This window comes from Methylophilales bacterium MBRSF5 (genome assembly GCA_001044335.1).
Classification (GTDB): Bacteria; Pseudomonadota; Gammaproteobacteria; order Burkholderiales; family Methylophilaceae; genus BACL14.
Map to the genome: position 1 here is coordinate 1,080,122 of CP011001.1, position 15,321 is coordinate 1,095,442.

Sequence of the window (15,321 nt, forward strand, 5' to 3'; positions counted from 1 at the left end):
TATAACTCCTTATTAATTAGTAAACGAAAAATCTCTAACAAAATGACAAGAATACCCGCTGGGGTTCTTTTTTATGTAGTCCTGATGATCCAGCTGTGCAGCATAGAATGTCTGAAAAGGGAGAACTTCTGTGACCACTGGGTCTGGCCAATGACCACTTTGATTGACCTTTATAATGACTTCATTAGCGATATGCTTCTGTTCATCATTGAGATAAAAAATAGCAGAACGATATTGAGTCCCAATATCGTTACCTTGTTGATTTTTAGTTGTTGGATTATGCATCCGGAAGAATTCAAACAGTAGTTGTTCTAACGAAATAACTTTCTCGTCGTAAGAGATATAAATTGTTTCAGCATGGCCAGTTAATCCTGTTTTAACATCATCATAAGTCGCATTTTCCAATGAACCCCCTGAAAATCCGACCTCGGTATTAAGCACCCCAGGAAGGTCTTGCAGCAAATATTCCAACCCCCAGTAGCAACCACCGGCTAAATAAATTTCTTTTTTTTGCATTGAAAAAACCGTAAACGATTGAGTAAACAGCAGGAGACCTGCCAATAAAAATTTCATAAAATTTAATTACGCACAATCACCAAAAGCTTCAAGATATCTTGTCTGGCATTCTTTATCTTCGCTTAAACATTTTTCAATATCTTCAGGTATTGATTTTTTTGTGGATAATTTTTTATCCTTGGATAAGGTATTCATCGCCTCGAATCCACTACTGTGATAGCTTGGCATCATCTTTCTCCTTGTGAGATCAAATTGGTATAAATTAGCTTGTGGCTAAAACCATACGATTAAGGATATCAAAATAAGTTCAGGAAGGGCAAGATAAAAATTAATTAGTTAACATACAAGTTCCCTCTCGGATTCGAGAAGAAAATTGTTTATCTTGTTTTTCGAATTCGGAATAATCTTTTAACAACAAGTTGTATCGATTCAAATATGTTTTTTGGTAGTGAGCAACGGTTTTTGAATCTACATCCTGTGTGTACTTCTCACATACTAATTCTTCCTCGCCTAACTTACATTCTGCAAGACTGTAGTTGACATGATTTGTTTTTAATCCCAACTGGTCATCATAAACCCACAACTCTTTTTGATTATCAGATGCCTGCTCCGCCCATTCACTGCTGGTGGTGAGTTTCAAATCACACTCAATATTGATTGTTTTTGCATGAACAAAAGAAAAACAAAAAATTAGCAACAATAAAACAGATGACTTAATAGGAGTCATAAAAAATCCTTTAGTTATTTTTATAAGAAAAAGGTAATTACCAGCCTAATTCACAAATCAAATTTTCATCACCAAGCAGTTTTTCGCAACGTTCTGGGTAAATATAAAAATAACCAACGATTAAAAGCAGAATGATAATAATGTAAGTAACTTTTTTCATAATTCCTCCGTATTTAAATCTAGAGAATCATTAGTTACATGATTATGATAATAAATCTAATGAAAAGTTACATTTATTTTTTTTCTTTATTTTTTTCTGGTGACTTCTGTTTAGTTAATTTTTGCTTTTTTTCTTTTTCTTTCAGTTTTGCAAGTTCTTGCAACACGGTAAATCCGCTTTCAAAAAAATTTGCCATGAGATTCCCTTTTAATGATAGACAAAGCTTATCAAAAATAATTTAAATTTTGTATCAGCATTTTCATTAAACCTATTGACCGATGCTAATGCCTTGATAGGATCTTTGTAAATAAATTATTTGTTAATTGTTATGAAAAAGAAATACCCACGACCTAGAAGTACAGGTAAAAATCATTGGAATTATAAACATGGAAAATATACGACTGAAGAGCAGCAAAGGTGGGCTGATTTTAATTGTCGGCTCCGTTTCATGTGTGATATGGCAATCTATGGCGGCTTAATGTCAAACCCTTCTAAATTTTTAGGTAGGCCTCCGAAGGACTATTTCAAACCTGACTTTAATAATGTGTGGCATAGGGTATGTGTGCACATTAAGATTAATGGTTTAGGCAGATAAGCTTATTTAGAAACTAGAAATCATTTTTTTATTTGGCGTATTCACTTAAAGATATTAATATGAATATTATGAAGGTCTTAAATGTATAAAAAATAATGAATGAATTAATTATTAAAAGTTTTTTAATGAACACCTACTCACTGATTTGCCTGTTACCTGAGGAGATTAAAAAAATTTCATCATCTTCAAATAAATTCTCAGACCGTGACTTGTTTGATAAAACTATGGAGGACATTAAGGATTTTTCTCCCCTATTTACCAAAGAAGCACTTGATACAAGTTTAAATAATGTAAAAAATCTAAATAACAATGAATGTCAGATTTACCTGAGTGCTTTAGAAGACAAATTTAAAAATATTACGAAAGCATCTGAAATTATTTCTAAAGAAGACACATCTTTTATCAATCGAGTAGAGATGGAAAAAGAAGATTTATTGAATAAATTTGAATAAAAAAAACTCATAAATTCATGAGCTTTTTTGCTGGATATAAATCAATCATTCATGGCTATTTCAAAATCTTCAGGTTCTTTCACTGGTAAATTATCTAATGCAATCTTCGCATCTGTGTTGCCCTGATCGGCAGATCGCTGATAATAATCTTTCGCTGTATCCAAATCTACAGAAGTACCCAATCCTTTTTCATTCATCAGTCCTAAATGATAATCTGCTTGAGGTAAGTTGTAATTAGAAGCCATTTGATAATATTGGTAAGCTTCCATATAGTCTGTTGCTTTTCCCATTCCATAAAAGTGAATATGCCCAATATTTAAGAATGCTTCAGGTTGATTGGTTTTTGCAGCTTTTAGGTAATGCTGTAAAGCTTTTTGATAATTTGGATAGACGCCATGCCCATAATGCTCCATCAATCCTAAATTAAACTCTGCTTCAACTTGACCTTGTTTTGCGGCTTTTGTATACCAGTGATGGGCTTTAAGGTAATCTTTTTGGCGATCGTTATAGTGGTACTCGCGTGCCAAATTAAGTTGTGCTTCAGCCAAACCCTGCTCTGCGGCTCGCTGATAATATTGTATAGCTCCATCATAGTCATAATATTCTCCGATTCCTGTCATCATTAGTTGTGCTGCATTGAATTGCGCTTCTTTTAAGTCTTGATTGGCCGCCTCTTTAAACCACAGTAACGCTTGATCTAAATTTTTCTCAACACCTAAACCATAACGAAACATCTGTCCCAACTGAAATTGAGCTTCCGCCATGCCTTCCACTTCTACTTCACAATTGTTTTTTGCAACAACTTGATTAGATGCAGCTTGTTTGAAATATTGAAATGCTTGCTGTTGGTTGGATGCAACCCCAATACCATAGCGGTGCATCAAACCAAGGTTGAATTGAGCCTCTGGATTATTGGCTGCAATGGACCGATAATACTCAATAGCTTTTTGATAATCTTTATTAGTTGACAAGCCATAGCGATACACTAACCCTAATTTTGCTGTCGAATCTTGATTACCTCGAAGGTGGGCTCGTTGATAAAGATCTAATGCCCTAGCTAAATCTTTGTTTAAAATTGAACCTTCAAAATAATGATTGGCAAATAAATGTTGAGCATTGCTAATGACGCTATTGGTCATTTGTGAATAGAAGCCATTAAATTGCCCATTGGTAAAATTAGTTTGCCAAAAGGTTTTTTCTTTACACGGATTCTTTTCTTGGACTTTAACTTCTGGTGCTTGAATCTCATTCGCTGTAACAGCATTCGAGATCAAGAATACATTAGCAAGCACTGCAGCAATTGTTTTAATTTTCATTTTCTAACCCTTAATTGATTAACTACATTAGATAGATGTAGCAATAATTAAAGGTCAGGAATTATTGCTTTTTACTGTTTTGATTAATTAAATATTCATAGTTCACGCGACCATAATCATTGCCTAAAGCCGCAGCACGCTTATAGAACTCAATGGCTTTGTCATGATCTTCTTCCCCATCAAAACCCATGTGGTAAATCAAGCCAATATTAAATAAAAGGTTGGGGTTACTGGGATATTTTTTAAGTAAGATTAAACACCCTTCGAGATCAATTTGATCTGGATCACAGCCGCCAATATTTGTTGGCAGAGGATTAGTCAAATAACGATGGCCAAACATAATGAAAGTGCCATTCTTGAACCATTTCTTCCAAAACAATTTGGGATCCTGTCCTTCAAGTTCTTCCTGGGTGTGTGTCAATTCTAAAGGAAGTGGTTTGGTGAAATGCACATACTCTTTGGTGGCATAGACTCCTGAGGCACCAAGTATAAATGCAAGAATCCAATGCTTATATGCAAATGATCTTTTTTGTTTTGGAATAAGATAGCGATCTTGAAGAACTTTACCTATTCTTTTCTCAAAGGCTTGTTGACGTTTCTCCATCAAATGCTCTTCAAGGTTATCTTCTTTAATCATAATATTTCTAACCATACGAGCGATCACACGCCATTTAGGATCCATGCCAGGTACTTTTTTACCTTGCAATACACTCATAAAGTTATCTTGTATTTGGTGTTTACTCATGATGTTTCCAAATCCTTACATTCTTCAAAGTATGTGGTCAATTTCTTTTTCGATTGAGATAAAAATTCTTTAGTTGCTGCATAAGATCGTCCTATTCTGATTGATATATCTTCAACGGGCACGCCATCTTTTTGTAAATTAATGACATAGTGGCGATCTGGCATCTCTTCTTTAAATAATTTAAATTTTTCCTCAATGCAGCTTTGCTGATCAACATATTTCTGACCATAGCTCACCTTCACATCTTCATCGCCAGTAAGATTTTCCAGGTCTTCAGTATCAAGACCGAACATTACATTATTTTTTCTAGATGATTTTCGATAAAACTCATTCATATTATTTCTTAGAATCTGCCACAACCATGATTCAAATTTACTATCGTCTTTAAGAGTATCGATTTTTTCAAATACCTTAATATAAGTCTCTTGAATAACATCATCTGCATCTTCATCATTCAATCTATTACTTACCAAAAACTTGAAGGCTTTTTTATAAAAAAAGTTATTTAGAGACCTGTAGGCAGTATTCAGCTTTGCTTTGTCTTGTAATTGTTCTAATACTTCCCCTGCAAGCATTATTCCTCCAGTTTTGCTCTTATATAAATGAGATGCTGCAATACTCAATAGGTCAGGATTTTTTATTCAATTAATGAATGAAATTTTTTTCCTGACTTTTTCAAACTCACTCATCTATCAACTAAGGAGGCGTAATTTCTCTCTTCATCACCTCCAGCACCATGGTTATCTGGTGTTTAATATGATAACCGCTTACTTCCCTGAAACACCGCCTGACTAGCCGGCGGTTCAAATAGGCTAGTCAATAATCTTAATAACATCTTAACTATGTTTTAATTTAAATAAAATTTTTATTGTCTTAATTTGATAAAGTACGTAATAAAGCTTACATGAACTGTAAGCCTTGTTTTTATTGGTGGGCCCACCTGGACTCGAACCAGGGACCAAAGGATTATGAGTCCTTATGCTGTAATTAATATTCAATAAAAACAAATACTTATATCAACTTTACTTGTTGCTTTTTGTAGTCTATCATGATTTTTGTTACCTTAACATTTTGACATCATGGACACATTCACGAAAGTTTTAAACACCAAAGGCTTATACAAACGTCAACAAAAAGACTCATCGAGCTGGGTAGTCAAAGGTCGCATTAAAGGCGGTAAAGTCGTTACTGTCACCATTGGCGATACCAGACTGTATAAACAAGCAGAAGCCAAGCAGAAGACTCTGGATATATTAAAGATGATGTCTGAAGGAATTAATCCTAACGAGGCCAAAAGAGCTGAACAGGAAATCAATCGACTGCGAGGTTTTACACTAGAGCAAGCTGTAGCAGAATGCAGCAAATTATCCCAGTGGAAAGAATCCACCAGAAAAGATATTGAGCTTGTCATGAACCGTCGTTTTAAAGATTGGTTTAAAAAACCATTAGCGTCAATTACTAAACAAGAATGTTTAAATCGCTTTAATCAGATCAAAGTAGACATTAAAAAGAATAATCGTCAGAAGAATCGAAGTAGTGTAAATGACGTAGGTGAAGGAGAGGCGCAGAAAGCCTTTCGTTATTTGAATGCTATCTTTAACACGTTCATTGAAGATGATATTGGGGACGTTAAACTTCTTCCTAAAGGCAATCCCTGCTCCATCCTTAAAACAAAAAAGGTGCGTAAAACCCTTATTTCAAGAGAGCGATACCTAGACCTTCAGAAACGTATGAAACTTCATGAAGAGTTAAAGGCATCATCAGATCTGGAGGAATATCAGGGAAGGCATCGCATTAAAAAAGATGATCGTGATCTAATTATGCTGTTAATTCATACAGGACTAAGACTTGAAGAGGCTTTGAATATCAAGTGGTCTGATGTTCATTTAGACAATGAAAATTATCTCATTACTAATACCAAGAATAGACGTAAACATTTACTTCCTATGACTAAGGATATTAAGAATCTATTTAATAAAAGAAATAATAATGGTTCTGTTTATGTATTTCCTAGTCCATTGGATAATAGGAAGGCACTCTCAGCAAGCAAGATCTTTAAGCGAGTATCAGAAGAGGTGGGTTTTAATTTCTCAGCTCATGACTTAAGAAGGACTGTGGCCACTGTTGCTGCTGAGTGTGGATATGATATCTCTAACATCGGAGCATTACTGAACCACTCACAAAGAACGGTCACTGAAGGTTATGTTCAACGTACACAACCACGACTAAAAAGAATCCTTGAAGACATTGAGAATGCTCTTTTTCACTCATGATTAATTTCAAGATAAATACAGACAAAGCTTTTTATTACAGAAAAGCCATGCGTTTCGATGTTTATAAGTTAAGAAATGCAAAACTAAAAAAATGTATCAACAACATATGTAATGAAATGTTAAATATTTATAAACAAAAGGCAAAAAGAGTAAGGAATATTAAGGAAAGAAAACATGCTTGCTTTTATATTCTTCTAAATTTATGGAAAGCTTACTACTTAACCTTTAATCCATGGGTTTCATATTCAAGAGATAAAAATAAATACAACAAGGGTCAAAGACTAAATAAGCTTCATTTCAAATATGAAGCCTTTATCCAAACTCATAACGACCTAGTTAAAGAGGGATTAATAATTAATAAAGATAATGTTCATTTCCCTGGATACTCTTTCACCTCAAGAATGAAAGCTAGCAAAAAACTTATTAAGTTGTTTGATCAAGTTTCGCAAGACAGTAATTTAATTTCATCCTTAACAAAACAAAATGGATTGGATGAGATTGTTATTAAGAATAAGAAAAAACAACCAATTAAATATCGAGCAAACAGGCAAATCAAACAATGGAGAGAAAACTTAATAACAATCAACAATAAATTATTAAGTGCTCGAATATGCCTTGATATGGAAAATGATCAATATCTGAATTTTATTGAAAGATTAAATAAAGACAGAGATCGTGTTGACTACTTCCCTGACTTCACTTCTGTGACACTGCATAGGGTATTTAATAATTCTTCAATAAATCAGGGAGGGAGATTCTTTGGAGGATGGTGGCAATCTATTCCAAGAGAATATAGAAAGTTTATTGATATTAACTACAAACCAACAGAAGAGGTAGATTACTCAGGGCATCACATTCGTATAATGTATTCATTAGATAATAAAAATCTTGAGGGTGAGCCTTATGAGGTAGAAGATGAATCAAGAAATACTCAAGAATTTATTGATGAAAGAAAAATAGCAACACTAGTCATGTTGAATTGCTCAAGTTATACAGAGGCTCATGAAACCCTAAAAACTATGGGTTATAAATCATCTAAGTTTCTGATGAATGAAATAATTCATAGACATGAACCTATAAAAGATAACTTCTTCACAGGAATAGGCAATAAACTAATGAACGAGGACTCTAAAATAGCTGAGGAGGTTATGCTAAGGATGATTAAATTAGGTCATGTCATATTACCTGTACACGATAGTTTTATTGTTAGAAATTCTGCTACGTTTGAATTAAAACCAATCATGGAGGAAGTGTTTAATAAATACTGTAAAAATAAAACAATCCTTAAAACTAAAGAGACGTCTCTTGAGTGGAATAGTGAACAAGCGAAGATAAAAGATAAATTGACAATTAATGATGAGAATTTTCTAGAGAAATACTTTAACAACAGAACTATAGTTAACTCTATTTGGGACCCTTCGTAGGGTCCCAATCGTATACTATCAACTAGTAACTACCCTCTCTAACCATTACCCAGTAGATTAAGAGACGTTCTACTGCATATTAAACCCCATCACCACATATAAGTATTTGATTTTAAATAGAATTATTTAATTTTAATATTTTAATAATGGCTTAATTTATATATAGTTTAATACCTATTTAATAATTCATCTATGTCAGATTACAAGATTTATCTTATTAACTTACTATGAAAAAAAACTTTACTGCTGTTTTATTGATACTCTTCGAGAGCACCAGAAGATAAATTAAACCTATAGTTCAGAATTGTACCTTGTTTAATTTTTTCTATAGCTTCTTCAATAGTTTCAAGCGGGACTAAGAACCACTCTTGCGGATGATAGGGTTTGTTAAATCTATCTGGAATTTCTATTTTAATTCTTGCAGATGCGAAAATACTATGAAGTAATTGTTCAAGTTTTTTTCGTTCAATGTTAAATAATTCATAGGTAGCAACTAGCTCAGCCTTTGCAAATAGAAAAGTAGGGTCATTTTCAGCTCCAGACACTCTCTGTTTAGCATCTCGCCCTGTTACACCAATTTTATGAATATTATTTTGATTTGCTTTGATCATAGGATGGTCTGATTTGCTCCGACAAACATAAATCACTCCACTTTGAACATCATCCTCTTTTGGTTGATCATCAAACAATGGCCCAATATTAACATCAGTGATACGGCGACCATTTTCATCCTCATATAAACGCTTTTTTAGAGAGTGCATCAATTGATTGCTCTCAACACCATTATCAAAGATTACTCTAAGTCTATGTTCATTTCTTCCATCAACACCAATGAATTTCTCTCCTATATCAGCAACATAAACTTTCTGGCCAGAAAGAATAAAAAAATCTCCTTTCTCAACATTTCCGTCCCTACGATAGGGGATAAGCTTTCTTAATCCAGATTCAATATCACTTTGTACTTTTTTGAATAAAGGCTCAAAAATATAAAAATCTTTACAAGGTATTCTTTGGCCTATTTCTTTTGGTGGAGTTTTACTTGATCTTGGTTTGATGTGGCGAAGATTAGTAATATCAGAATCACTTTGCTCATTGAAACCAAGCTCCTCAAGTAATAAATCATCGTCTAAATCATCAGTTGAAGAATTATTTTCAATCAATTTGTCATTTAGGAGCTCTTGTTGATCGTATTGTTTTAATAAATCAATAATATCTTCTGGAAGATGTCGAATTTGTTCCAATCTAATAGCAAAAATACGCTCAAAGATATCTTTTTCATGATCAAATGACGGCTCTCTTCCTTTATCTTCAACAAACTTTTGGATTTTTTCAAAGCCTTCAATAATCTTTTCTTCTTTAGATGTTAATGTTGATTTCTTTTTAACCTCAACTTCAATCCCTAACTCAGCTATGAGCCTATCATCTTCTTTAGTAAACTTAGCCATTTTGTTTTGCCTCAGCCACCATCATAGCGTATGCATTCATACCTTCAGCAATTCTAACTTCCCATGGATCATTTGATGTAATATCTGGCAACCGTCCTCTCTCTCTTTTAAACTTAAGTGCTCTTAATGCTAGCTCCTTAGCCTCTTCCACGGTTAATTTTACTTTCTTGCTCGAAATAATATTACTTAATTTTCTAAGACTATCTTCACTCATTGATTTAGACAAAATTGAATAAGCTTGACCAAAAGGATTAATGCTATCTATGAAATCAACATCTAAATTAGTAACATCCATAACAAATTTACGCACACTGTCAATAAATGCAGTATTAGCTCGAGGTTCATCTTGATTTTCAGCTTCTGCTGCGAATGATCCTTTTTCATTAATTATCTTTTTAACCTGTTGAGTCATATTAATTGCAGCAATTGCATGTTGACGAACAGCTTCTTTATCATGATCATCTAATCTGGGGTATTTCTCACCGACTATTTTTCCCATTGCTATTTGAGTTATCTCTTCTGATATAATCTCTTCATCAAAAATACCTCTTTCAATAGTGCGTTTATCCTGAGCAAAAGCAGTAATCAGCTCCTCTATATCTTCTTTACAAATACGTTGAGCCTCATTACTTTTAGGCTCTGCTAATCCATCAATTTCTATCTGTATTCTGCCTGTTTCTTTATTAATCCCTACGTTAGGCTGATCAGGATTATATCCTCCCTCTCCATAATCAAATCCATTTAAGGGGCCACTGTTAATTGTTTTTGGTGAAAAATCAAATTTAGGTGCTAGAACTTGCTCCATAAGTAGGCTTGCAGCAATAGCTTTTAATGTGTCATTTACCGCATCGGCAACATTCTCTTGAGAGGCATCCGGTTCAGCTATTAAATTTGTAAAACGAGTACGATCTTTACCAGGTGCATCGCGAGTAGCTCTGCCAATTATTTGAACAACCTCTGTTAAACTGGCACGATACCCCACCGTGAGTGCATGTTCGCACCAAATCCAATCAAATCCTTCTTTTGCCATACCGAGTGCAATAATAATATCAACATAATCTTTATTATTTTCCATCTCAATTGATCTTAAACTTGCCTGAACTTTTTGGCGTTTTATAGGATCGTCATCAACCAAATCAGCAAGTTTTAAGACATGGCCATCAGTAAGCTTTATCAAATGAAAACCGGTTTTAGGATCGATACCCTGCCAATCACCTATCTCTTCAATTATGTGAGCAACTTCTTTAATTTTATCTTTAGTGCTTTCTTTTGAATTAACGTTGGGGATATGAATAATTGTTTTTTCATTCAGATCAAGGACCTTAAGAATATCATCAACATATGGGCCGTTATAAAAGAAATAACCTATATTTAATTCTTTGAGATATTCATAACCACTTAACTGTTCATAGTATGTATATGTAACTGTTTCAAATTTAGCCTCATCATCAGGAATCATAACTGCATCTGCATCACCTCGAAAGTATGAGCCAGTCATTGCAACAATGTGAACTTTGTTTCGTTCGAGAAGCTCAGCTAATTGGTTTCCAAGGACATTGTCTGGATTAGCACTTACATGATGAAATTCATCTATTGCAATTAATCGATTATCAAATGCACTAATGCCAAATTTTTCGACTGCACCGCGAAAGGTTGAATGCGTACAAACTAGGTTCGAATCATTGCTATTTAAAAAGGCATTTACTGATTTGATCGTGCCTCCATCCTCACCAGGTGAATTACAAAGATTCCATTTAGGTTTTACTTCCCAATCTGACCAAAATCCATATTCACTGAGATTTGTGCTATCAAAACTTTTTCCAATAGATTTTTCTGGAACCACAATAATTGCTTGTTGCAGACCTTGATTTGTTATTTTATCAAGTGCTATGAACATTAATGCGCGACTTTTTCCAGAAGCAGGAGGTGATTTTATTAACAAATACTGTTCACCTCTCTTTTCATAGGCGCGCTCTTGCATCTGACGCATGCCCATTTCATTTGATGTTTTTGACTTACCAGTAGATTCGTAACTTACAGATACTGATGGAATGCTAATTTTTTTATTCAAGATAAGTTTCCTTTGGTAACTGAATTACTAGGTGTAGAAGTTAATTTTACATAAAGTTCAAAGAGCTTTTCTAATCGCTCTGTATCGTTTTTAAATTTACGTCCAATGTAGATTCTTTCTATTATTTCATCATTTTTTTTATGTGCTTGAAGTAAATTTTCAGGCATATTATCTGGCTTATAAAGTTCTGCAACAGATGCAGGAAAATGTTTTTCACGAGCTATGAGGATATCTTCAGTGCAACGTATTAGATCTATTTTATTTTTTTCTGTTAAATTAGGAACTGGAAAATTATTCCATCCAATTGTGTTTGAATAACGAAAGTCTGATCTTAGTCTGCCACAAACTGTAGAAATCCATACAATATGAACTCTAGATGCAATAAGAGCAAAATTCCATAGTGGTGCATCATAAAGAGCAAATACAGCATGTGAAAAAACAGTTCCATTTTCTTCCAGAAAGACAGGAAGATATTCACGATTTTCTGATGACACTACTGGAATAGCGATTGTATGTGTGTTGCATTCTCTCATTTCTCTAAACCTATATGGGGTGTCTGCCATTTTTTTAGCCATTTGATCAGGCGAGTTAATTCTAGCGTTATAAACAGATTTAATTCTTTCTTGAACAAAATTATTATCAGAATATTTTAATAAAGCTTTTTCATCAGGAATCCATAAACAATATCGATGCATACCCTTTATCAACTCACTTGAGCCTTTAAATATCTTAATATTGTTAAGTGAGACACCATTATCAACAGCCTCTTTCAAGCCATCTTTTTCCATAAGTAGACCCTCAGACAAACCATAATAGTTACCTTTAATCATTTCACTTATTGGGCTTATAGTTTCAGATGCTCTTTTTACGTATACATTTGGTCCAGCAATTAAATATGCATTAATTTGATTAACTTCTCTTTTAAGTCCTGAATCATAAAGATAACAATTTTGTTTTGTATTGGATTTAGCGCACCCAATAATTACAACTGTAACTCCTGCATTATTTGAGGCTAGATTATTCCACTGAAAAGATAAAACAGCAAAATTAATAGGTACATCCAATCTGCGAATTTCAGCCCAAAAGTTATCAATATTTTGACCCTGACAGATTGAGTTTGTCGACACAAAAGCATAACTTGAATTTGATTTATGACAATATATATGTGCTAAATAAAACCAAGCACAAATATAATCTAACGATCTCCAGTTTGGAAAAAAACTTGATAAGCAATCCTTCATATCAAGCTTTTGAGATTTATCCATATCTGCGTTACCTTTAAAAGGCGGATTTCCACAGATATATGTTTCTCCTCCCTCATTCCTAAAATCAATAAATGGTTGACTCTTAGGCTCCTGAAAAAGATCATTGGAAAAATCCTCGGCAACTTGCTTGGTTGGTGGGCACACACTTAACCAGTCTGTTCTTAAAGCATTTCCATGCACAATCCAATTTTCAGAATCTAATGGCAGAAAATCTGCTAATGCATCTTTTTGACCTCTGTAAAGTTCATCACATTGATACTCAGCAATTATTAAAGCTAAACGTGCGATCTCTGTTGCAAATTCTCTTAACTCAATACCTCTAAAATTACTTAAAGGTATTTCAGATCTTAAATGTGACTCTCCTCTCAAATCATTTATTACTGATTCAATTTTACGCATTTCTTTATAAGCAATTACTAAAAAGTTTCCTGAACCACAAGCTGGATCAAAAATTCGTATTCTAGAAATACGCTTTTTTAAATTAATGAGTTTTCGTTGATTATCACCAGCCTCCTGAAGAGCCTGATTTAAATCATCAAGAAATAATGGGTTGAGTAATTTAAGAATATTGGGAACACTTGTGTAATGCATACCCACAAGACCTCGCTCTTCATCATCAGAAATAGCCTGAATCATAGAGCCAAATATATCTGGATTAATCGTTTTCCAGTTCAAATTACCTGCATGGATCAAATAGGATCGAGCGATACGACTAAACTTTGGAACATCTCTATTTCCTGAAAAAAGCCCCCCATTAACGTAAGGAAAATCATGCGTCCAATTGGGTAATGCTTCCTTAACTCTATCTTCATACTTAACATCCATCGCGTGAAATATTTTAGAAATAACAAAATCAACATTTCCAGAATTGTTATCACTCATCTGATCAATAGTGTTTGTGAACAAATCTTTTGATGGAAAAATACCAGTATCTTCTGCGAAAAAACAGAAAATTAAACGCGACATAAATTGGTTAAGATCATGCCTGCGTTCTGCGGTATCCCATTCTTGATTTTCTTTTAATAGTTCAACATACAAACGGTTTAAGCGTCCTGTTGCTTGAATATCAACTGGATTATTACGAATTTCTTTGGTAGTTGAAATTCCAGCTAAAGTAAGGAAAAAACCAAAATGATGGGGGAAGTTTTTAAATTCCGACGCAACTGTTTCTCCCGATACAATATTTTCTGCTACAAAATCTATACCATCCGTAGCTAAAATAATTTTTACTTTTCCTTTAGCTGAAGATGCACTTTCTTTTAACTTAGACAAATAATTGTCAGCATCTCCTTCGGGACAAACAGATATATGAATATTATTTCGCTGAAGAACTCCACCAGGTATATCAGAGATATTTGAAGAGCTTTTAGAACTTCTAAGCATTTTTATTGTGGTGTCTTTATTACCAAATGCCTTTAAAAAATCAAAAGGGAACTCTTCAGCATCAAATGGTTGTTTTGCTAGTTCTGATAATGCCTCTTCAATTTCAACGGCATTCAATTGTCAAAATTCCTATATTATTCATATTTATTTCTTTGATTTGCATACGCACAATTTTCACAACTAATATGACTGTGTGGCAATTCATTACCATTCATACATTCAATCATTAATTGCACTTGCTCATCGATCCATGAAATATCATGTTGATAAGGTATTAATGTTTCACTAAATTCCATTTTACCCATAAAACCATCAGCATTTCTATTAGCATTTACAACTAAGAAGTAGGATGTATCTGATGTTTTAAAACCCATATTGGTAAGCAAGTAATTATAGAAATCCATCTGGATTTTATAACCCTCATGATAAGGAGAATTTAAATAGGATTCTGTTTCAACTGGATTGTTGCTGGCTTGAGATTTATAGTCCACTAAAATTAATTCTTCTTTGTTTGTATCAAACCAAATATCATCCACACCACCTGAGAGAATAATATTGGAATCTTTATAACGCCACATTAAACCTTTACGTAATGAGTCACGCCAATCATCCATGGACTCATGTTGAAAAGGAACTACATGGTCTAATCCATATTGTGAAAATAAACGATGTGGGATTTGTTGTTCACGACATTGATCAAATTCTTTTTTAAGGAGTAAGTCAGTGGTTTCATTTAAAGTCCATCCGGGTAATCCTGGCTCTGCTAAACCAACCACTCGATCTAAATAAAAACATCGCGGGCATGTGATGAAGGTTGAAAACTTACCACGACTGATTTTAAAGTCTTCTGTTTGCCCAGGTTTATAGATAGAGGTTTCTCGACTTCGCCTTCCAGTTGCCTCAACTAACTCGAGTTTACTATTTCTTTTTAAGCTCACCATATCTTGAT

12 protein-coding genes and 1 pseudogene are annotated in these 15,321 nt (G+C 33.8%); 4 read left to right on the forward strand and 9 right to left on the reverse strand.

Annotated features, from left to right (window positions below):
* Positions 1–12: 12 nt before the first annotated feature.
* Positions 13–516: a methionine sulfoxide reductase A gene (locus tag UZ34_05795; protein ID AKO65182.1), complete on the reverse strand. Its 504-nt coding sequence runs from the start codon at positions 514–516 to the stop codon at positions 13–15.
* Between the two features lie 328 nt (positions 517–844).
* Positions 845–1,243: a hypothetical protein gene (locus tag UZ34_05800; protein AKO64863.1), complete on the reverse strand. Its 399-nt coding sequence runs from the start codon at positions 1,241–1,243 to the stop codon at positions 845–847.
* Between the two features lie 488 nt (positions 1,244–1,731).
* Here UZ34_05800 and UZ34_05805 point away from each other — a divergent pair, with 488 nt between their 5' ends.
* Both UZ34_05805 and UZ34_05810 read left to right on the forward strand, forming a co-directional pair.
* Entirely contained in the window at positions 1,732–1,998 is a 267-nt protein-coding gene (locus UZ34_05805; GenBank protein AKO64864.1) for a hypothetical protein, read from the forward strand.
* Positions 1,999–2,093: 95 nt separating this feature from the next.
* A complete protein-coding gene (locus UZ34_05810; protein ID AKO64865.1) occupies positions 2,094–2,450 on the forward strand; it encodes a hypothetical protein in 357 nt (118 codons plus the stop codon).
* Positions 2,451–2,584: 134 nt separating this feature from the next.
* Here UZ34_05810 and UZ34_05815 read toward each other — a convergent pair.
* The 3 genes and pseudogenes from UZ34_05815 to UZ34_05825 form a co-directional block, all read right to left on the reverse strand.
* Positions 2,585–3,505: pseudogene (locus UZ34_05815) on the reverse strand (hypothetical protein).
* A 322-nt stretch (positions 3,506–3,827) separates the two neighbouring features.
* Positions 3,828–4,511, reverse strand: a complete 684-nt coding sequence (locus tag UZ34_05820) for a hypothetical protein (GenBank protein AKO64866.1) — start codon at positions 4,509–4,511, stop codon at positions 3,828–3,830.
* Positions 4,508–5,086, reverse strand: coding sequence for a hypothetical protein (locus tag UZ34_05825; protein ID AKO64867.1), 579 nt, complete (start codon positions 5,084–5,086; stop codon positions 4,508–4,510). Before UZ34_05825 ends, UZ34_05820 begins: the two co-directional genes overlap by 4 nt.
* Before the next feature lie 504 nt (positions 5,087–5,590).
* On the opposite strand from UZ34_05825, the gene UZ34_05830 reads away from it, so the two are divergent.
* Both UZ34_05830 and UZ34_05835 read left to right on the forward strand, forming a co-directional pair.
* Positions 5,591–6,784, forward strand: a complete 1,194-nt coding sequence (locus tag UZ34_05830; GenBank protein ID AKO64868.1) for a hypothetical protein — start codon at positions 5,591–5,593, stop codon at positions 6,782–6,784.
* A complete protein-coding gene (locus UZ34_05835) occupies positions 6,781–8,208 on the forward strand; it encodes a hypothetical protein (protein AKO64869.1) in 1,428 nt (475 codons plus the stop codon). Before UZ34_05830 ends, UZ34_05835 begins: the two co-directional genes overlap by 4 nt.
* 251 nt (positions 8,209–8,459) lie before the next feature.
* Here the strand turns inward: UZ34_05835 and UZ34_05840 are convergent, their stop codons facing one another.
* The 4 genes from UZ34_05840 to UZ34_05855 are packed head-to-tail and all read right to left on the reverse strand — an operon-like array spanning position 8,460 to position 15,313.
* Positions 8,460–9,653, reverse strand: coding sequence for a hypothetical protein (locus UZ34_05840; protein AKO64870.1), 1,194 nt, complete (start codon positions 9,651–9,653; stop codon positions 8,460–8,462).
* On the reverse strand, positions 9,646–11,724 hold the full coding sequence (locus UZ34_05845; protein ID AKO64871.1) for a DEAD/DEAH box helicase: 2,079 nt from the start codon (positions 11,722–11,724) through the stop codon (positions 9,646–9,648). Before UZ34_05845 ends, UZ34_05840 begins: the two co-directional genes overlap by 8 nt.
* Positions 11,721–14,489, reverse strand: coding sequence for a lactate dehydrogenase (locus UZ34_05850; protein ID AKO64872.1), 2,769 nt, complete (start codon positions 14,487–14,489; stop codon positions 11,721–11,723). The genes UZ34_05845 and UZ34_05850 overlap by 4 nt, the downstream gene beginning before the upstream one ends.
* 17 nt (positions 14,490–14,506) lie before the next feature.
* Positions 14,507–15,313, reverse strand: coding sequence for a hypothetical protein (locus UZ34_05855; GenBank protein AKO64873.1), 807 nt, complete (start codon positions 15,311–15,313; stop codon positions 14,507–14,509).
* Positions 15,314–15,321 lie beyond the last annotated feature (8 nt).